Annotated in this window: 18 protein-coding genes; 3 read left to right on the top strand and 15 right to left on the bottom strand. The window is 43.9% G+C overall.

The features are described from left to right. Positions 1–10 precede the first annotated feature (10 nt). The 11 genes from G610_RS0113050 to G610_RS0113100 form a co-directional block, all read right to left on the bottom strand. Entirely contained in the window at positions 11–952 is a 942-nt protein-coding gene (locus G610_RS0113050; RefSeq protein WP_026525159.1) for a flavodoxin family protein, read from the bottom strand. Positions 953–1,019: 67 nt separating this feature from the next. After that, positions 1,020–1,460, bottom strand: a complete 441-nt coding sequence (locus tag G610_RS22290) for a DUF2798 domain-containing protein (RefSeq protein ID WP_051197993.1) — start codon at positions 1,458–1,460, stop codon at positions 1,020–1,022. Positions 1,461–1,491: 31 nt separating this feature from the next. Further along, positions 1,492–2,706 (bottom strand): OFA family MFS transporter, encoded by a 1,215-nt coding sequence (locus G610_RS0113060; protein WP_026525160.1) that lies wholly within the window; start codon positions 2,704–2,706, stop codon positions 1,492–1,494. 35 nt (positions 2,707–2,741) lie between these two features. Beyond that, entirely contained in the window at positions 2,742–3,809 is a 1,068-nt protein-coding gene (buk, locus tag G610_RS0113065; RefSeq protein ID WP_026525161.1) for a butyrate kinase, read from the bottom strand. Positions 3,810–3,819: 10 nt separating this feature from the next. Next, complete coding sequence (locus G610_RS0113070) at positions 3,820–4,731, bottom strand: phosphate acyltransferase (RefSeq protein WP_026525162.1); 912 nt, start codon at positions 4,729–4,731, stop codon at positions 3,820–3,822. Positions 4,732–4,784: 53 nt separating this feature from the next. Next, a complete protein-coding gene (locus G610_RS0113075; protein ID WP_026525163.1) occupies positions 4,785–5,333 on the bottom strand; it encodes a 2-oxoacid:acceptor oxidoreductase family protein in 549 nt (182 codons plus the stop codon). A gap of 13 nt (positions 5,334–5,346) precedes the next feature. Next, positions 5,347–6,090, bottom strand: coding sequence for a thiamine pyrophosphate-dependent enzyme (locus tag G610_RS0113080; protein WP_026525164.1), 744 nt, complete (start codon positions 6,088–6,090; stop codon positions 5,347–5,349). Between the two features lies 1 nt (position 6,091). Then, a complete protein-coding gene (vorB, locus tag G610_RS0113085) occupies positions 6,092–7,180 on the bottom strand; it encodes a 3-methyl-2-oxobutanoate dehydrogenase subunit VorB (protein WP_026525165.1) in 1,089 nt (362 codons plus the stop codon). 2 nt (positions 7,181–7,182) lie between these two features. Further along, positions 7,183–7,401 (bottom strand): 4Fe-4S dicluster domain-containing protein, encoded by a 219-nt coding sequence (locus tag G610_RS0113090; protein ID WP_026525166.1) that lies wholly within the window; start codon positions 7,399–7,401, stop codon positions 7,183–7,185. A 56-nt stretch (positions 7,402–7,457) separates the two neighbouring features. Then, on the bottom strand, positions 7,458–8,165 hold the full coding sequence (locus G610_RS0113095) for an ATP-binding protein (protein WP_051197994.1): 708 nt from the start codon (positions 8,163–8,165) through the stop codon (positions 7,458–7,460). 36 nt (positions 8,166–8,201) lie between these two features. Then, complete coding sequence (locus G610_RS0113100; protein WP_026525168.1) at positions 8,202–9,053, bottom strand: hypothetical protein; 852 nt, start codon at positions 9,051–9,053, stop codon at positions 8,202–8,204. A 178-nt stretch (positions 9,054–9,231) separates the two neighbouring features. On the opposite strand from G610_RS0113100, the gene G610_RS0113105 reads away from it, so the two are divergent. From G610_RS0113105 to G610_RS0113115, 3 genes are all read left to right on the top strand, one after another. After that, positions 9,232–10,614, top strand: a complete 1,383-nt coding sequence (locus G610_RS0113105; protein WP_026525169.1) for an LVIVD repeat-containing protein — start codon at positions 9,232–9,234, stop codon at positions 10,612–10,614. Between the two features lie 142 nt (positions 10,615–10,756). Beyond that, positions 10,757–11,644, top strand: coding sequence for a LysR family transcriptional regulator (locus G610_RS0113110; RefSeq protein WP_026525170.1), 888 nt, complete (start codon positions 10,757–10,759; stop codon positions 11,642–11,644). A gap of 1 nt (position 11,645) precedes the next feature. After that, positions 11,646–11,939 (top strand): hypothetical protein, encoded by a 294-nt coding sequence (locus G610_RS0113115; RefSeq protein ID WP_026525171.1) that lies wholly within the window; start codon positions 11,646–11,648, stop codon positions 11,937–11,939. On the opposite strand, the gene G610_RS0113120 is transcribed toward G610_RS0113115, so the two are convergent. The 4 genes from G610_RS0113120 to G610_RS20885 all read right to left on the bottom strand — a co-directional run bounded on the left by G610_RS0113120 (position 11,919) and on the right by G610_RS20885 (position 19,002). Further along, positions 11,919–13,067: an MFS transporter gene (locus G610_RS0113120; RefSeq protein WP_026525172.1), complete on the bottom strand. Its 1,149-nt coding sequence runs from the start codon at positions 13,065–13,067 to the stop codon at positions 11,919–11,921. The two genes, G610_RS0113115 and G610_RS0113120, sit on opposite strands and share 21 nt — an antisense overlap. A 30-nt stretch (positions 13,068–13,097) precedes the next feature. Next, positions 13,098–15,587, bottom strand: a complete 2,490-nt coding sequence (locus G610_RS22295; RefSeq protein ID WP_051197995.1) for an EAL domain-containing protein — start codon at positions 15,585–15,587, stop codon at positions 13,098–13,100. A gap of 124 nt (positions 15,588–15,711) precedes the next feature. Continuing rightward, a complete protein-coding gene (locus G610_RS0113130) occupies positions 15,712–16,947 on the bottom strand; it encodes a hypothetical protein (RefSeq protein ID WP_026525173.1) in 1,236 nt (411 codons plus the stop codon). Between the two features lie 63 nt (positions 16,948–17,010). Then, positions 17,011–19,002: a glycosyl hydrolase 53 family protein gene (locus G610_RS20885; protein WP_051197996.1), complete on the bottom strand. Its 1,992-nt coding sequence runs from the start codon at positions 19,000–19,002 to the stop codon at positions 17,011–17,013. Positions 19,003–19,448 lie beyond the last annotated feature (446 nt).

Raw genomic sequence — 19,448 nt, forward strand, 5'->3', positions numbered from 1 at the left:
TCCCTTTATATCAAGCCTTAGACGGTGATGGTGTAGGCTCACATACAGCTGTATAGTGTGCTTTACGTGCCTTGAATTCAGGATCCTTAAACAGATTCATAAGTCTGCCTTCGTTCTGGAAAATATCATCGCCGTGCATCTTTTTACCTGAAATTGTGTCGTGTGCCTTAGCCTCATCAGCGGGATCGAACTTGAACTTGAATGCACCGTCTACGATTTCAAGAGTTCCGTGAAGTCCGCAGAGCTCACACTCACAGTCTGTTGTGCCGGGATGAATATAGAAGTTGTTACCATTACAGTGAGGGCATGCGCCGGGCTTTCCCATCCACTTAGCGTGCTCAATATCACCGGCAGCTTCTACAAGGTTGCGGCCGATCTGCTTCATGCGCTCAATCTTGTCATCCTGCATGATAACGTCCTTTGACCATGAGAAGTAATCGTTATCAATTACAGTCCATGCGGGACTCATTGCGAGCATAGCGTGATCTGTCTCTACGCGGCATGCCCAGTCTGAACCACCGATACCGACGAATGAAATAGCCTTTTTCTTAAGATACTTGGGATCAAGTCCGGGAAGTCCCTGCTCCTTAAGCTTTCCGTCAGCCATATAGAGCATTCCGATATCATGTCCGGGACCCATTCTGTCACAAAGTACATGGAAGAGTCCTGATCCGCCTGACTCATAGATAGGATCTACGATGAGAACACCGTCAGCCTCAGCCATCTTATCAAAAAGTGCAGCATAATCGTCCTTCTGAGAACAGATCATACCCTTACCCATTACAAGTCCTCTGGAGCATGCAACGCAACCAGAGCAGTACTTAATATCCCAGTCAAAAACATGGATGAACTCGATCTCAGCCCCCATCTCCTTTGCAGCCTCAAGGGCAACGCGGCACATTGTATCATTGTTACCGTTTTTTGTCCCACAGGACAGTCCTAAAATTTTCATTGAAACCTCCTACTTATAAAAGCTTTTTGTTATTTAATGCATATATAAACCGCCTTGCGGTCGCATTTTATTTTGTTGCATGTTTTCTATAAACCAGGTAGTGAACCGGTTTCTCAATCACTATACTTGTGATAAGTCCTATTACATGCAGAATCGGATATGTGGACCACCACGCATTTATAAGGTTATTCCCTATCCCCACATTGATGATCGCCATAGAAAAGCTGACGATGGTCACATAAATTGCATTTATGATGAAATTCCTGGTCAGCATCTCCCAAAATGTTCCCTGCCTTTGTTTGCAGATATCTTCTGCAAACCATTTACCGATTATCCCCACAGGAATGATAATTGCAGCTACTGTATTTATTGTGAAAGCGCAGCAGCATCCTTTTACCCAGCCCTGGAGCGTATCACCGCCTGCAAGAACCACTGCAGCGGTGTTGATGGACAACGCCATACATATATTGGTTATGATGTTCCATCTGAAAAATTTTTCATTATCCATAGATTTTTAAGGTTTAATTCGTCTTTACGTATTAGTTGCTATTCGCCGGTCTTTTGATAAGGAGCGTACATACTGTAGCCACCGCAATAGCAGCGATCATTATCACAAAAATGCTCATGTAAGAGCCTTGTTTATCGTAGATTGCCCCTGCAAGAGTTCCTCCAAAAGATGCCAGAAGCAGATTCAGGTTAATAATGGAAAAGTTCACAGGGTAATTCTTTACACCAAAGAAATCCATGATAAACGCTGAATTTGTTGGAGTTACTCCACCGTAGGAAAGACCGAAGAAAACAAATCCTGCAACCACAAGAGGGAGACTATTTGCATTAAGGCCTGCCATTGTAATAAGGACCGAAACCAGATACAGCCCATTGTTGATAAGCATGGTCTTCTTCTGTCCAAGCCTGTCATACAGACCTCCGAAAATGACTCTTCCGATTCCGTTGAAAACAGAAATGAGTCCTACTATAGTTGCTATTGTTCCCGCTGTTAGGCCCGCTGAACTCTCATTTACAATGCCGCTGGCCTGTGCTATAAGTGCCAGTGCTGCCGCACTCATGAGAACTGCCCAGATAAAGTAGAGCCAAAATGAGACCTTCGTAATCATCTCTTTGGTGGTGTAGTCATCGCCTTTTTTTGATGTCGCACTGCTTTCTGATTTTGAATAAGCCTTTGCCTCTTCTGCTGAAGGCTTTCTTACGATCATTCCGTCAATGAAAATCACGATAAATACTGCGATTCCAAGCATCCTGAACAGAACTCTCCAGTCATAGGTGGCAAGCATTGCAGCATAGATTTTGCCTACAATAAATGCTCCTATTCCAAATCCCATAAGGAGGACTCCTGAAATCAGACCTTTTTTATCCGGGAACCATTTAGTCACACTTCCCATAACCGTGTTGTATGAAAAACCCGCGCCAAGTCCTGCCAGAACTCCAAATCCAAGGTATAAAAGCCCAATGCTCTGAATGGTACTTACCAGTACAAATCCTGCGAGAAGTAAAATCGCTGAAATTATGAATAGAATTCTTTCTTTGACCTTTCCAGCCAGCAAGCCAGCCACAAGTCCTCCAAGACAAAAGAAGCTCATGGCAAGAGTGAAAGTAAGAGAAAGTGATCCCTTGCTCCATTCTGAAAACTCAGCGGCTATAGGACTTGATAAAACGCTCCAGGCATAGATAAGTCCGGCAAACAGTAAAATTGCGACTCCGGCAACAGCATAAAGCCATCTGTTTATATGTTTCATATCAATGTCTTCCGTAGTTTTCTACGGGTTACTCCTTATTCGTAAATCCTTGCTTTTTCCTCACCTCTAAGAACTCTAAGTGTTCCTTCGGCAAGAGCTTTCATCTCGTTTTCTCCGGGAATTATTTCGATAGGGCCGATAAAGCCTGCGTGCTTCTTGATGGAGTTAACAAAGTTATCAGAATATGCAAGTCCTCCTGTAAGGACGATATAGTCAACCTTTCCGTCTACGGAAGGAGCAATTCTTGCGATAGTCTTGGCAGTATTAAGGGCCATTGCCTCAAATACCAACTCAGCTTCCTTATTGCCTTCGCCAACCATTTTTTCTACTTCGCGCATATCAGCAGTGCCAAAATATGAGATCATGCCGCCTTTTCTCTGAAGATTCTTCATCATCTCTTCTTTGGTGTAGTTGCCGCTGTAGCACATATCTACAAGAGCATATGTGGGAAGTCCGCCTGCTCTCTCAGGTGCAAAGGTGCCAATCTCATCATTGAAAAAGTCGATGATCTGGCCATTGGAGTGGAGATTAACTGTAATTCCGCCTCCAAGGTGAGCAACGATTATATTTACTTTGTTGTAATCAATGCCTTTATCCGCACAGAGCTTAAGCGCCGCTGCACGGGTGTTAAGGTTGTGACCCTTTGCAGGAACACGAACACCCTTAAGTCCTGTGATTTTGTTGACCTCTGTCATCTCATCAACAGTGATCGCATCATAGATATAAGCCTTTACGCCGATCTGCTTAGCAAGCTCATAGGCTATTCCTGCACCAAGATTGCTTGCATGCTGATCTACAGGATGAAATCTAAGGGTATCAACCATTCGATCATTTACTTCATAGGCACCGGTTTTTACCGGAGGAAGCGCTCCTCCACGGCCTACGATTGCGGCGAAGGATGAAAGCTCATCACCGTGAGCTGTAAGGCATGTTTCTATCAGACTCTTTCTCATTTCAAGCTGGTCATAGATAGTGGTGTAAGCCTTTAATTCTTCAAGGCTGTGACTGATACTCTCTATCCACTGCTGTTCATCAGCCTGATAAACAGCTATCTTGGTTGAGGTTGATCCGGGATTTATCACCAGAATTTTCTCGTTTGTCATATACTTCTCCTTACTGCGCTGCTGCAGCGGATACCACGATAGAAAGGTACTTTTCCTCTGCTGTGGATCCTCTTGAAACCATTACAATAGGGCACTTGGCGCCTACAATGAAGCCAGCCATCTTACCGCCGCAGCTGATGGCGTACATCTTACCCATGATGTTCCCTGCATGAATATTGGGAGCAATAAGAACATCAGGATCTCCGGCGATCTTAGACTCAAGCCCCTTGAACTCTGCAAGGTCTTTTCTCATTACACAGTCATACTGGATAGGACCTTCAACGATGCAGTTCCTGATCTCGCCTTTTTCATTCATCTCCTGAAGCTGAGCAGCTTCTACGGATTCAGGCATCTTAGGATTTACTTTCTCGACACAGGCAAGAACACCAACCTTAGGGCACTCATAGCCCATAGAGCGCAGTGTTTCTACTGTGTTCTCGATGATCTGTTTCTTCTGCTCAAGATCCGGATATGTTACCATTCCGCCATCTACGGGGAGAATCAGCTTGTGATATGAAGGAATCTGGAACATGGTGAAATGGCTCATAAGCTTACCTGTTCCAAGGCCATATTCCTTATTAACAACCTCCTTGAGGATGATCTTTGTATCCACTTTGCCCTTCATCAGGAAATTGGCTCTTCCCTCGCGGACAAGCTTAACTGCTGTTTCGCATGCCTTCTGAAGATCTTCTTCAGGTACATCAAAGATATTTTCCTCAGGGATTTTCTCCTGAAGTCTGTCTAATATCTCAAGAATTATCTTCTTATCGCCCACAAGAAGAGGCTCGATGATACCCTCGCGGCGTGCATTAACCACAGCTTCAAGAGTATGGTCATCGTTTGCACATGCAACTGCCATGATCTTTTTCTCGGGAGCCCCCTTAACCTTGGCTATAAGTTCGTCAAAATTATGAAAAACCATTGTTAATCCTTTCTGTTATCTCATCTGTATCAATAATGCAGATGCGTTCTTTCTTACTTTCTTGCGGCTCTTCCAATCTCAAGGCCCTTATCAAAAGCAGCTTTGTTGAGAGGAAGAAGCTTTGGCTTACTGCCAAGCTTATGTTCTACTGTTCCCCAGACGATTTCCGGAGCAACAACTTCCGTATATCCTACATAGACACCGAGCATTATTACGTTCAGAACCTTTGAATTACCCATTTCAAGAGCAAGTTCTGTTACAGGTGCCTCAACAATCTCAACGTCAGTTCTGTCAATTTTGTCCTTTACGATTGAACTGTTGATGAAAAGTCTTCCGCCGGGCTTAAGAGTTCCGATAAACTTCTTAAGTGATGGGCCGTTCATAACAATAAGATCATCCATTACATCCCCAAGGGGTGCACCGATCATTTCATCTGAAATAACTACATAGCAGTTAGCTGTACCACCACGCTGCTCCGCACCGTAAGAAGGAAAGAATGTAACATTCTTATCTGTAGAATCACATGTTGCAGAAGCAAGAAATTTTCCAAGGGTCATAACGCCCTGTCCGCCGAATCCGGCTACGCATAAATTTGTTTCCATTTGTTCTCCTTCCTCAGCCTTTATCCCTGATAACACCGAGAGGGTATTCTTTCAGCATGTTTTCCTCGAGGAAATCAAGAGCCTTAAGTGAATCAAGTCCCCAGTTTGTTGGGCAGCTTGTAACTATCTCTACAAGTGAAAATCCCTTGCCTTCTATCTGATATTCAAAGGCCTTCTTAATAGCCTGCTTGGTCTTTATGATATTTCCGGGATTGTTACAGCTGGTTCTTACCAGATACTGAGGAGCTGTAAGCTTATCCAGAAGCTCGCATACGTGCATGGGATAGCCATGTTCCTCTGCAATTCTGCCCTTAGGGGCTGTTGAAGCCTTCATTCCGAACAGAGTTGTGGGAGCAAGCTGTCCGCCTGTCATTCCGTAAATACCGTTGTTTACGAAAATAACAGTGAAGTTCTCTCCTCTGTTAGCTGCTGATACGGTCTCAGCAAGACCGATTGATGCAAGATCTCCGTCACCCTGGTATGTATAGTAGATGGTGTCGGGGTTAGCTCTCTTAAGTCCTGTAGCTACGGCGCAAGCTCTTCCGTGGGGTGCTGTTGTGTTGTCATAAGCCATGTAATCCATCTGAAGACCACAGCAGCCTATTCCCAGAACTGCAGCTGTTTTATCGATAATACCCATCTCATCAATTACTTCGCCGATGAGTTTCATAACTGTGGAATGCATGCATCCGGGACAAAATCCGGATACCTTATCTTCCTGAATTGTTTTTGTTCTGCTGTATAATAATTCCGCCATGTTAAGCCTCCTGTCCTGCTATCTTCATTACAGCCTCAAGCACGGCCTCTCTTGACATTACATTACCGCCTGAGCACAGGCACTTTTCTACAGGGCAACGTTTTCTTACAACTGCCTCAACATCTGATGCATACTGAGCCGGGATAGACATCTCAATATCAAGAATTGCCTTTACCTTTGAATAATCAAGCTTCTCGAAGCTTTCAACCGGGAAAGGATTGAGAGTTATAGGTCTGATCAATCCAACCTTAATACCCTTATTTCTGAGGATATCTACAGAAGACTTAGCGATTCTTCCTGATATTCCATATGCTGTCATGATGATCTCAGCATCCTCAACCTTATACTCTTCAACCATTACGTCATTGGCTTTCCATGACTCGTACATAGCTGCAGCTTCTTCGTTGCACTGCTGCATCTTTGTTGTCTGCCACTGTCCGGGCTGGATCCATGAACGGTTTTTATAATCAAGGGGATGACCTACAAGGGCCCAATTTCTCTTACTCTCTTTTATCTCAGCTACTTTTTCCTCTGACATCATCTCGGGAAGCTCTACAGGCTCCATCATTGTTGCGATAACACCGTCAGCCAGAAGATGAACGGGATTTCTGTCTCTGTCAGCAAGCTCAAAGGCCTTTACTGTAAGGTCTACAGCTTCCTGAACTGTTGAAGGAGCAAGAACGATCATCTGAAAACCGCCGTTTCCTGCAGCCTTTGTTGCTTCAAAGTAATCCATCTGAGCAGGCTGGATTGACCCTACACCCGGGCCTCCTCTTGCGAAGTTGGCATACACCATGGGAATACGCGCGGATGCACAATATGAAATTCCCTCGCTCTTAAGCGCGATTCCGGGACTGCTTGATGATGTCATAGCTCTGACACCGGCTGATGCAGCACCATATACCATGTTGATGGATGCAACCTCAGACTCACCCTGTACGAAATTTCCGCCTACCTCAGGGAGCCGTCTGGAAAAATACTCAGGTACTTCGTTCTGAGGGGTAATAGGATAACCTGCGAAAAAGCGGCATCCTGCTCTAACAGCAGCTTCAGCAACAGCTTCGCTGCCCTTCATAAATGTTCTTGCCATTTTTACTCGCCCTCCTTATAAATCTCAATTGCTCCATCGGGGCACATTCTGCCGCAGGTAAGGCAGCCCACACAGTCTTCCTGTCTGGCAGCCACAACATATTCATAGCCTTTGGCATTTACGTCGTTGCCTACCTCAAGTACATTTTTAGGACAGTACTTGATGCAGTAGCCACAGCTCTTGCAGCGCTCGGCAACAACATTAATCTTAAATTTTGCCATTTTGAAACCTCCTATTTGGCTGTTTATCTAACAATTCCAATCTGAAATCATTCAAATTAGTTCTTTAACCACTCATATGTGAGATAGAGATGAATAGGCATGATAGAACGTGAATTTGCTTGTTCCGTCTTTTTTGAAAATTCACCGGCGACATCCTCTCCAACACAAGTCATTTCGATAGGACGATACTGGGAAATGAGTTCATGCATTTTCTCTGATCCTGACACAACCTCTTCCAAGGTAGTTGTAATTCCTGCGTTTGGATTATCCACGAAGTGGATATCATCCAATGTAAGTCTTGAAACCGCCAATATCTCTGAGAGAAACTGATCTATATGATCTATGTCCTGGCAGAAGGGGCGATAATAGTTAAGGACGTACATTACGCAAAGCTTGGATTTATCGGTTCCCATCATGAAACCGCCAATTGATCTTGCGCCTATGTCGTCACCACCAACATCCATTACAACTATGCTGTCGTGGTCATGCAGAAGTGCTCTTACGCCACCTGCAACTGTGGGTGCGTCGTAGAACTGCTCTTCAAAGTGGAAATTGATTCCCGCCAGTTCCTGGCTATCCAACATGTCTCTTGATCTGAAAAGCGGTTTTGTCATGTCCATATCAAATAAGTGGACTTCCTTATCACCGGTGTCTGCAAAAAACTTTGCAAGGTTCAATGCAATTTCACTTTTTCCACAGCCCGCTTCACCAATCAGTATGAAATTGGTTTTTCCCATTTTTAAGGCATCTTCAATAAATCTCATAAAAGCCTCATTCTATCTGTTAACTCTCAAAATCACTTATCTCATAGAGATAAAGCCGCGATACTGAGAGAGGTTATCGGAAGTACATCTGTCTCCAAGGAATACTGAAGCGATGTTGTGCTGGGGCTTAAGGAACGGGAATTCGTCCTGCTGTGCCCACTCGGGTTTCTTCAGCTTTTCCTTTGCTAAGTTTACGCAAAGCTCGTACCACTCTTCGGGACCTTCGAACCATACTTCAACTACTCTGTCGAACTGTGCGGAAGGTGCACCGTAATTAACTGAAACCTTGCTGCTGACAAGTCTGTTTACTCTCACGCTTCCTGTAAAGAATGGAACCAGTTCCTCATGGAACCATCTCTCTCCCTCTTCCTTTGAGCATCCTTCGGGATACTGAATAAGGAACTGCCAGCGGAAATTGGGACCATCCTCAGGTGTTCTTTCTTTTCCTTTAAAATCTTCTTCCCAGTTGATCGGAACAAAAGCAAAGATAAAGGGAGGGAAATCACCGCCGCCTACTGCTCTTCCGGCATCACCGGATTCTGCATTATTATGTACGGTTGCGGAATCTACATCAGGAATGCATCCCTGCCATCTAAGTACATCCATTGGCATGTATTCCTGGAATATGTTGTTTGCCATCTCCGGAAGATGTTCGTTTACGAGCCAGTAATGCTCAGTGAGCTGCATTTTCCTTGCTCCGAATCTGTCGCCCTCCGGGGGAGTGGGATATGCCTGATAAAAAGCATATTTTGTTACATATGGGGAAAATTTACTGATACTTTCGGGAACGTGATATTTATAGAGCCAGTTCTCGAGTTTCGCTCTGTACTCTTCTTTTGCAAGTCCTACATAGATAAGACTTCTAAGCAAGTTGAATTCATACGCCATAAGATAAACCTCCTGGTCAATGTTGTTTTTGACAAGGAGAATTATAGCCACAGAAATCGCCACAAAAAAAATACCAAAATTTGAATGTTTTGATATCAATTTTGGCATTAGACTTTTTTCTCTTATACAGACTATTCTTTTAGTAAGCGTATCGGCGTATTTTGAAGGAGGTTACAAAATGAGCGATAAATTCTACGCAAAGAGTCCCGGTAACGAGGGTTATATAAAGAACATGGAAGTCCTGTCACATCACGACTGCGACAACCATTACTTATTCCAGTCACAGCTTTATAAGACAGCTGACGGAAAATACTATTTATATGGAGGATGCTTTTACGGAAACGGCGTTGAGATTCTTGACGTAACAGATCCTTCCAATCCCAGACATGTACAGTACATGCCTGTTATGGATCCTGAGAAATATACATATATGTCTACTCCCAAGATCCAGATTGCAGATGATCTTATGATAGTTTCGAACGGAAACTGTCTTGAATTCCTGCATGGACCTGCTCCTAAGAACTTCACTCCCGCCCCCGGCGGAGTTCATATCTTCTCTTTAAAAGAAGACCCCGAACACCCCAAAAAGCTCTCATTCTGGTCAACAGGAGAGCCCGAAGGAACTCCCGGTTCAGGTGTTCACCGTTTTACATATAACGGCGGAAAATACATGCACTTATCCGCTACTGCAGTTGGATTTAAGGACTTTATCTATAGAATAGTAGATATCTCCGATCCCACAAATCCTACAGAAGTAGGTCGCTGGTGGAATCCCGGACAGTTCTTCGGAAATCAGACCGAAAAGACACGTAAGAAGGAATGGAACGGATGGCAGGGCTACAACACATATCCCGGCTTTGTTCATTTCCCTTATGTTGGCGATGATGAAAAAACAGCTTACCTTAGCTGTGCCGGCGGCGGATTCAAGATTCTTGATATCTCCAACCCCGCATGGCCCCAGGTAATTGGCGAATGCAAGATGACACCGCCGTTTGCTACCAAGTTCGGCGGAGCACTTTGCCACACATTCATGCCTGTACTTGGCACCAACTACGCAATCGGCATGCAGGAAGGCGAGCGTCAGTGGACATACGGCCGTGAGCAGTATGAGCACTTCGGAGTTCACTCCTTCTGCGGAATCGAGATGTTTGATATAAGCAATAAGGAGGACCCGGTACTTATCTCCATCCTTCCTTATCCTGAAGTTCCCGAGGATTTCCCCTACAAGAACTTCAATCAGCTGGGAGATGACTTCCCCACATCCTTCGGCCCTCACAACCTGCATGAGCCCATGACAGGCAAGCCCTGGATTGAAAACAACAAGGATCGTGCCTACGACTGCTATTTCCATGCAGGTCTTAGGGTTTATGATATCTCCGATCCTTATGTACCGAAAGAAATTGCATACTTCATACCTCCGAATCCGGAGAAGCTTTGCTTTGATGTGAAGATGCCCAACAAGCCTCTTGGCACTGCTGAAGACGTTGTTGTGGATGACAGAGGCTATATCTACCTTAATGCAATGCACGACGGCGTATATATCCTTAAGAGCCTCGTGTAAGAATCAAGACTCGCTTGGAAGTTTTGCACGCCGGAGTTTAAACTCCGACTGAGTTAAATCGCTAGTTTCTACCATTACTATAGACTACCTTTAAGAAAAAAGTGGCTTTCATGCCACTTTTTTCTTTGGTATTATAGTGTCTATGAATGATAAACAGATAGAATGCTTTTTAGAAACAGGTAAATATCTAAGCTTCACCAAGGCCGCGCAGAATCTATATCTTCCGCAGCCTGCGGTAAGCCGTTATATCTCCGCTCTTGAACAGGAGTTGGGGACTACTTTGTTTGTGCGTGAAAACAGCAGAAATATTGCACTTTCAGAACCCGGCAAAGTATATTTCAATTTTTTCCAGAGATATTATGCAGAGTTCACCAACATCAGACGCATGCTGTCCAATAGCACTACTCTCATAAGACTTGGCTACAATGTCGGATGGAATGTCTCATATTTTTTGCCTGAGGTAGTCCGTAAATGTCGCGAGATTGACCCTGATTTCAACATAATATTTGAATGTCTTGGTTTTAAGGAGCTCACCCATTCCCTTGAGGATAAGCGACTTGATGCCATTATCACCACCAACGATTATCTTGAGAACAGAACAGAATTTGTGCGAAACAAGTTCACGTCGATAGACAGAATCATTGTATATTCGGAGCTTCTTCCGGGATTTGAATCAGTAAAATCTCCCAAAGATCTGTCAGAATATACATTCTATATGGTGGATGATCCCAGAATCGGTGAATTGTGTCAGGATATTGAGATCATATTCCGTCCCTACGGTTTTGTCCCTAAGTTTACTGCAGCTGCAAACATATCAACTGTTTTTGCAAATATCGAGAACGGACTTGGCGTGGCCGTTTTGGATGGATGGTATCAGGGAATACATCATCCCGGAATTCACACCCTGAAACTCAATAAGGATCTGCCCATATCCATGGCATGGCACAGAAGCACTGTTTCACCATCAATTGAATTATTGTATAATCAGCTTGCTGAATATTTTAATATGCATAAAGAGGAGGAAAAATAAAATGGAACCTGTACAGAGTATTGATGCTGAAGACGATCAGTTTGCATATCGCTATGACACACAGCTTCTTATCGACAGACGTGATAAGGACTTGGATGAGGATGAAATAGCAGATTATATCACTACACATTTTGAAGGAAACTCTCTTATCGCCGCAGGCGACGAGGAGATCGTTAAAATCCATTTCCACACAAATGAGCCCTGGAAGATCCTTGAATACTGCAATACCGTTGGAGAAATCTACGATATCGTAGTTGAGGACATGATCAGACAGTCAGCGGGTATGCAGGGATAATACCGCTATTATTGACAAAATGAAGAACGCTGCAAGGCACATCATTGCACCGGTAATACCCATGGCTCCTGCCAGAATGCCTGTAAGTGCTGTGAACACAACGCCACCTATACCCGTTGATACAGTTATCATCGCGGTTGCGGTGGCCTTTCTTTTTCCTGAGAACTGCAGAAGTGTGGTCAGAACGCTGGGGTAAATGGCTCCGCAGGCAAAACCAAGAGGAATGCAAAGAGCCAGCACTACAGCTGCACTGTTCATCTGAGCTATGATCACTGTAATCACGGGAATGGCTATTACTGAAGTAATGAGTATTTTCTTAGCATGAGCGGAGAAATAGCCCACCAGCACGCGGGACGGAATCATAACCGCCCAGAACAGCGATAAAGCATATTTTCCAAGGGATGACTTTAAAACATCAGTAAAAAGTGTATCTACGAAGAATGCAAAACCATTCTCAAATCCCACATAGATGCACATAACTACGCAAAGCAGAAGGACTCCGATGATAATAAACTCTCCGTCTCCCACTTTTTCATTATCTGCAAGATCCTTTACCTCTCCTGTGCTGTCTCGATTGGCCACAATTCCCACCAGAGTGATCACCGTTCCAAGGGACAATGTAAGGAAGAACATCCTCCAGCTAATTCCTCTTTTCAGATAAAAATCCACAAAAAGTGGCGAAACCAAGGCTCCAAGGGCATACATGGAGGTCATGATTCCTATCTTCTTTTTACCTGTTAAGGGATAGCTTTCCGCAAGAGCAGCGATAGCTATGAACTGAAGCGCACTTGTGGTCATTCCAAGGAAAAAGATTCCCACAACGAACAGCATCTGAATGGAACTTATGAAAATAGCGCAGGCAAAAGCAGCCTGTATCACCTGCAGGATAAGAATACATTTAAGTTTATCTGATTTATCTGCCCAGTTTCCAAGGATAAGCGGTGCAAGCATAGTTGCCAAAAGCTCTACGGCAGCAAAAAGGCCCATATTTGTTATGGACAGATCATAGGTTTGGCCAATACTGTACAGGCTTGCCTGATATCCACCGGCTTCAAATCCATTGATGAACACTACAAGAAAAAGGAACAGCCATAATAAATCTTTTTTTCCGTCTCTGGTCTGATTCATAAGCACCCCTCCATGCTCAGGATCTGATGATTATCTGGATTCCTTTTCATCAAGCTCATCCAGGGCCTGATAGTAGATATTCTCGTCCTTTACGCCCCCATCTGTTCTGAGTTTCATGGACATTGAGACCTTAATGGTAACGCTCTTACCATTAACCTCATTTATACCCTCAATGCTTTTCTTAAGCTTTGCAGCCAGTTCTTCAAGTTTTTCTCTGGAATCAGTGTATGTAAGCACACTGAAATAAGCTTCCTTAATTCTCGAAGCAGCTGCGCTCTGACCGATACATTCTATTATCTTTTCACCTATTTCACGAACTACTCTGCCGGCCTGCTTTTCACCGTAATCCGCAGTAATCCTCTTATGGTTCATGTTATGGATGATAATTACGCCGTAATTTCTGCCGGCGTCGTTATACTGCATCGCATAGTCCGACATAACATCCATATATGACCTGAAGTTCATAAGTCTTGTCATATTATCCAGCTTTGACGGGTTAACCAGCTTCTGAACTCTGTAAAGCTCCTGGTCGATATCCGCGAAATTACCCACAAGACCTACTATTTCGCCCTTGTCATAAAGGGGCATCTTATTACAGATGATGTTGTGAACGACACCGTTAACTATGCACTGTCCACGGGCATTAAAGATAAATTTGCCCTTTCCGATCACATCCAGCTCATCGCCCTGATAGGGTCCGTCATCGACATGCCAGTGCATCTCCTCGTCTGTTTTACCGATAATTTCATCAAGAGAGCCAATCTCATAAAAATCCAAAAATGACTGGCTGACACCCCTGAATCTCCGTTCTTTATCCTTCCAGAAATGCATGGTTGCAGAATTATCTACTATATTTTCCCAGATTAATGCGTATTCCTTAACCTTCTCAGAAAGCTCAGGACTGTCATGTCCTGCATCTCCGTATGTCAGATTATCAAGAGCCTCACCCATCTCCCTGGATAAAGTATTGATCGTGAACAGATATTCATTTCCATCGGTTCCGGGCACCATAAGAAGTATGATCGTTCTCCACTTATAACTGCCATCCTTTTGGCGAAGCCTGAAGTTTCTTGCGATATAGCCCTTCTTACTCTCTTCTCCCCTTTGCTTGATGGTATTTGTATCAATAAACGCCATAAATGAAACACGTTCATCGGGATATACGCATTCCTGAACAAATAGTGAAACCATCTCATTTAAATTCTGATAGATATTAGCGCCGCCTGTCATATATCTGTAAGCGCCAATAAGAGGTGATGCCTTATTTGTACTTATATTGATCAAAAGAACAACTTCAAAGAGGTTATTGAGCTCTCTTAGCCTGTAATCCAGCCTGTCTCTCTCCTTGATATTCTGGTCCAAGGATATATTCGATATGGTAGTTTTGAACAGATAACGGTCATCATTTTCTGCCAAAACCTTGCCCTTAAGATAGTAATAATTTCCCTTATCTGTATAATAAAAACTTTCATAATTCCTGCTTTTTATGGCTTTTTCAAGGAACTGCTCATGCTTGTCCAGAAGCGGTGATGCAGGGTTATAAATAACGCTGTCAATATACTCAAGATCATCTGTAGTAACCCTGATCTGCTGTCTGTAGGCATCGTTCATGAACAACGTCTTGAAGCGCTTTCCATCATACTCCGCAACCTGCAATGATGTCTCAGTATCCCTTGTATTGAAGCTGGCAACCTCGTAATAGTTGCGCCACTGACGTTCTTCTATGGTGATGCCCTTCTTTTCAATGCTTTCAAGCATTTCATTTAAGGGTTTTGGCAAGCCGAAATAAGCTCCCTGAAGCTTACCGCAACCGATAGCCTTTAGGAACTCCACCTGCTCCTGGGTTTCAACACCTTCAGAAAGCGTCTTGATCCCAAGCTTTTTGGCCATTGCAAGAGATGAGCGAACAATGGTCTTGGACCTCTCACTCATATTTGCAAGGAAAGCCATATCCAGTTTTAGTACATCAAAATGGTAATCCTTTAACAGATTTAAAGAAGAGTATCCGCTACCGAAGTCATCAATCCAAACCTCATAGCCCCTGTTCCTGAAGCTTTCAATAACACCTGTCATCAATGCTTTATCCTGGGCTATCATGCTCTCTGTGAGTTCTATATGCAGATAATCTCTGGGAATATCATATTTCTCAACTGCTCGCTCAACAACTTCAAGCATGTCGCAGACCATGAAATCCAGTCTTGAAAAATTCACGGATACAGGGAATGCAGTTTTTCCGCTCGCTATAAGGTCATGGATATCCCTGCACACACTTTCAACCATAAAACAATCGAGCTTATGAATCTTTTGGGTTTTCTCCAAAACATTGATAAACTCGTCAGGTGATAAGAAGCCCACATCAGGCGCAACCCACCTTGCCAGTGACTCAGCCCCGGCAAGCTGCCCCGTAAGTGAACGCACAACAGGCTGATAATAGACCTTAATATCCCCTGCTGCGATCGCTTCTTCAATATGATCGACTATGTAATGACCTAGCGCTCTTTTTCCGTTGTGGTTAGCCATACGATATCCTCGCAGAAAACGTTAGTTTCATATAGTCATTCTATCATCGAAATATTAAATATTTATAAATGCAATATTATGCTCGTATTATATTTTCAGAATATAAGTGCGAATTTTAATTTATTTATTCAAGTCCCATTACTTCTAAAATTTTGACATCATATCCGAATATGCTGTGATATATTTTTATGTGGGCCTGCCCGGTTTCAAGGGCCTGAATAGCTCTGCCTCTCTTAACGGTAAAGGTCTCCTTAGTACCATCATCATACTCAACATCAATGTAGAATTTGCGGGTTTTGTATTTGCTGCCCGACAATTTGGAATGTGTTTTGTTCATTGTGACATTCTCGTAGGTAGGCTCAGATGTTGTAAACACCATTCCTGCACCGTAGCTTGCGGTATTCATAAGGAGAAGTACAAGGAGCAGTCCCAATGCCACATTAAAAAAGGAGTATTTTTCCTGCTCATCTTTAACCCAGAGAATAATATGCCTGATAAATTCGCCAGCAAAAAACAGAATGACTGTGGCCGTAAGCACCAAAGCAACTTTCGTGTTAGTCCTTGGAGAATTCAGTAAATCCGTGTATTTCATCTGGTAAAGGTAATAGAATGTTATGCATAAAAACGAGAACAGATGGGCCAAATTCAGGTCTTCTGTTCTCTCAAGAATTCCCACCGGACCGCCAATTATCATCAATCTAAGAGCTACAAACAGTGAGTAGAAAAGCATTGTCCAGGGAGATAAAACGCTCCTGCAGCCTGCAAAAAGGTAATCCGCGATAAACATGCACACAACAGGGATATCTATAATGCAAAAGATTATGCCAAATATTTTGTAGTATATCCTAAATGCCAGATTTCTTGGTTTTTTTGTCGTTACTTTCTTGGTCTTATCTCTGTACTGCGCCTCATTTTTAAGAAACGAGAACAGATCGTCAAAATTTTTATGAGTGCACTCCACGATGGAAACACTGTCGCCGTTATAAAGAATAACGATCTTCATTATGCCAAACACAGTGTCAAGGCAGTCCGTTATATCCTCTATCCTGTAGCCGTCCAGCTTTTTAACGTCGATTGTTACAGGCTTTCGAAGAAATTTCTTTATGGTGATCTCTCTTCCATCTACCGTGACCTTTGAAAGCACCGTGGTCACATAAAATTCAAGTGCGATAATACAGCATCTGCAAACGCACAAATACAAGGCAGTTACCAGTATTTCCGCCCAAATGCTCATGACCTTCTCAGGATTACTGTTTACAAAATTAAAGAACCACACGGTGGCAAAATATGCCACAAGCACACTTCCCACCGGGATCCAGAAATAACGTATTGCTTTACCTTTTACAACAAAACTTTTCAAAACTTACTCCAACTACTATTATTTTTGAACTGCGAAAGAAATACTAAGCGCGATTCCTTTATCTTAATCCAATTTCTGCAGGGTGAAATCATCCCATGCGCCCCAGCAGCCTGCTGATGCTTTAACTCTGGCTCCAAGGGTAACCTCCGTGCCGTCCTCTTTAACTTCTATCTTATCGATTACGGGATGCTTGTACTCGCGCCATGCGGTGACCTTGGTGCTCTCTTCAATGGTCTCGTCACCGTTAATGCAGTACAGAACGAACTCATCGCCGGATTTGCTGTCACCGCCGTGAATATAGCCGTCAAAGGCATAGGTTCCCTTATCCAGAGTAAGGGTCTGCTCAACCTTGAATTCAAAGTCCGACTCATACCAAAACTTCATGCACCACTCGCCGGTTCTGCAATCGCTGTGCTGCATGATGCTCACATCCTTAGAGGCGCATTCTGTTGTGACTTCCCAGGCTTCCTTGCCGTCCTCAAATCCGGGATTTTCAAGAAGATTGTCCGCCTTTATCGCTAATTGAATTGTCACTGCCATCTCTGAATCGCCGTCTGTGACAACTCCGGGAATCTCGTACTCACCGATACCTGCTTCTTTTGCGGCATCTAGCGCTGTTTCATCCCAGGCTACTTCCAGCTCCTTCTCAGAGCCGTCGTTATATCTGACGTTTACTTTTTCCGGAAGCTCTATGTCTTCACCGGGCTTTGCTGTCACGGCTTCAGTGGTTACGCCTGTCATGGCAAGTACGCCCTCTGAGCCCTCTCGCATATCCGCATACATTCTGGCAGAAGACAGCGGATGTCCATGAAAATCAAACCATGCCTCGTTTTCAACAACAGCGCCGCCACCGCCATAGCTTCTTACGTCCTTGTCGTATTCGCTGGCATAGCCCGTTGCCCAGCCTGAGCCTTTTTCATCCCAAATACCCTTGTTCTGGGCAAGAATCTGGGTTGAGCCTTCTTTTCCAAGCTCAAATACCTGCACGGGAAGCCATGCCGGTTCCCAGTAAAACACGCCGATTCCGCCATCTATAGCTGATACGGTCTCCACAACGGCGCGAACAGAATCTGCCTGTCCCTGAGGAGAAATGTCAAAATTAAACTCATCCACCTCAAGATCCGCTTCATTCTGTGTATTTCCGCAGCCATCGCCATCCTCTAAGGTATATACGTAGGAGGTCTCTGCTACCATTACCTTTTTATTGTAGGTCTTCGCTATAGATTCAAGCTCATTTTGGAGATTTTCAAGAGTTCCGTGCCAGTATGGATAGTAGGATGATGCAAATACATCATAATCCACCTCGTACTGATCCAGCTTCTCTACGTACTGCGAAAAATGCTTTTCAGGATTAGCAAAGTGAACTGCCACCAGAATGTCCTCAGAAACGCTTCTTACAGCTTCGCTTCCAGCTCTAAAGAGCTTGCACATGCTGTAGAAATCAGTCTCTCCGCAAAGTCCGTTGTTGGTCTCATTACCAATCTGAACCATGCCCACATCAACGCCATTATCTATAAGATACTGAAGGCTCTCCTTAGTAAATTCCTTAAGTGCCTCCGCTCTGTCATCTGTTTTCATATCAGCCCAGGCCTTAGGTGCTGTCTGCTTCCCGGGATCTGCCCAGAAGTCTGAATAATGAAAATCTATGAGAATTCTCATGCCTGCTTTGGTGGCAAGCTGTCCAATTTTCTTGGCATTTTCAAGGTCGCAGTTTCCGCCGCCGTAGCCGTGGCCTTCCTCATCCTTAGGGTCATTCCATACGCGAATTCTCACGTAATTTACGCCGCACTCATGAAGAAAATCAAAAAAGCCCTGATCATCCAGCTCATTTCCATCGTAGTCATAGTACTTAACACCGCTGTCCCTAAGGGCGGTAAATGAGCTTATATCTATACCGGTAATAAAATCATCTGTCATGTTTTCAACCTTTTTTACGAAAATTCCGGGATCGGCAGACTCACTATTTTGCGTGGGTTCTACGGTTTTTCCATCACCACATCCAGCTGTCATTACTATGGATGCCGCAAGAATCAAACTCAGTGCTGCTTTTTTCATAATTTTATAATCTCCTCGATTTGTTGTTTTCCTTAGCTATTCTACAGCTAATACAACCTAAAAGCACCTGTTTATATTTAATTGATAGCGTAAATTGATATTCGGAAACAAAATGGTGGAATACACCCGGAATCATTTAAGATCAGACTTTGTCTCCGTTATTATACAGCACTGAAGCCCCCGTTACCAGCCCCTAGCCGTTTGTTCCCTGCGGAACCTTGTGTTCCGCTTATATTCCTTGGTCTGCTTGTTGACTACTTTATCTGCCAGGAAATATCAGTCAACCCCAAAGCCGCTTTGCGGTGCGCCGTGCGCAGGGTTGACAGATATTTCCTGACAGATATTCTGTAGTCAAGCAGATCAAGGATATCTGTGCGCCTCAGCGCACTTTATTCAAGGACAGAGGCGTCAGCCTCTGGCTTCCTTTTTAAGCAAGTTTCTGATCT

This window comes from Butyrivibrio sp. MB2005, from assembly GCF_000424285.1.
Classification (GTDB): Bacteria; Bacillota; Clostridia; order Lachnospirales; family Lachnospiraceae; genus Butyrivibrio.

What these genes read in the sequence shown, in the direction of transcription:
- G610_RS0113050 (WP_026525159.1), bottom strand. Translation starts at nt 952, where the DNA reads ATGAAAATTTTAGGACTGTCCTGTGGGACAAAAAACGGTAACAATGAT.
- G610_RS22290 (WP_051197993.1), bottom strand. Translation starts at nt 1,460, where the DNA reads ATGGATAATGAAAAATTTTTCAGATGGAACATCATAACCAATATATGT.
- G610_RS0113060 (WP_026525160.1), bottom strand. Translation starts at nt 2,706, where the DNA reads ATGAAACATATAAACAGATGGCTTTATGCTGTTGCCGGAGTCGCAATT.
- buk (WP_026525161.1), bottom strand. Translation starts at nt 3,809, where the DNA reads ATGACAAACGAGAAAATTCTGGTGATAAATCCCGGATCAACCTCAACC.
- G610_RS0113070 (WP_026525162.1), bottom strand. Translation starts at nt 4,731, where the DNA reads ATGGTTTTTCATAATTTTGACGAACTTATAGCCAAGGTTAAGGGGGCT.
- G610_RS0113075 (WP_026525163.1), bottom strand. Translation starts at nt 5,333, where the DNA reads ATGGAAACAAATTTATGCGTAGCCGGATTCGGCGGACAGGGCGTTATG.
- G610_RS0113080 (WP_026525164.1), bottom strand. Translation starts at nt 6,090, where the DNA reads ATGGCGGAATTATTATACAGCAGAACAAAAACAATTCAGGAAGATAAG.
- vorB (WP_026525165.1), bottom strand. Translation starts at nt 7,180, where the DNA reads ATGGCAAGAACATTTATGAAGGGCAGCGAAGCTGTTGCTGAAGCTGCT.
- G610_RS0113090 (WP_026525166.1), bottom strand. Translation starts at nt 7,401, where the DNA reads ATGGCAAAATTTAAGATTAATGTTGTTGCCGAGCGCTGCAAGAGCTGT.
- G610_RS0113095 (WP_051197994.1), bottom strand. Translation starts at nt 8,165, where the DNA reads ATGAGATTTATTGAAGATGCCTTAAAAATGGGAAAAACCAATTTCATA.
- G610_RS0113100 (WP_026525168.1), bottom strand. Translation starts at nt 9,053, where the DNA reads ATGGCGTATGAATTCAACTTGCTTAGAAGTCTTATCTATGTAGGACTT.
- G610_RS0113105 (WP_026525169.1), top strand. Translation starts at nt 9,232, where the DNA reads ATGAGCGATAAATTCTACGCAAAGAGTCCCGGTAACGAGGGTTATATA.
- G610_RS0113110 (WP_026525170.1), top strand. Translation starts at nt 10,757, where the DNA reads ATGAATGATAAACAGATAGAATGCTTTTTAGAAACAGGTAAATATCTA.
- G610_RS0113115 (WP_026525171.1), top strand. Translation starts at nt 11,646, where the DNA reads ATGGAACCTGTACAGAGTATTGATGCTGAAGACGATCAGTTTGCATAT.
- G610_RS0113120 (WP_026525172.1), bottom strand. Translation starts at nt 13,067, where the DNA reads ATGAATCAGACCAGAGACGGAAAAAAAGATTTATTATGGCTGTTCCTT.
- G610_RS22295 (WP_051197995.1), bottom strand. Translation starts at nt 15,587, where the DNA reads ATGGCTAACCACAACGGAAAAAGAGCGCTAGGTCATTACATAGTCGAT.
- G610_RS20885 (WP_051197996.1), bottom strand. Translation starts at nt 19,002, where the DNA reads ATGAAAAAAGCAGCACTGAGTTTGATTCTTGCGGCATCCATAGTAATG.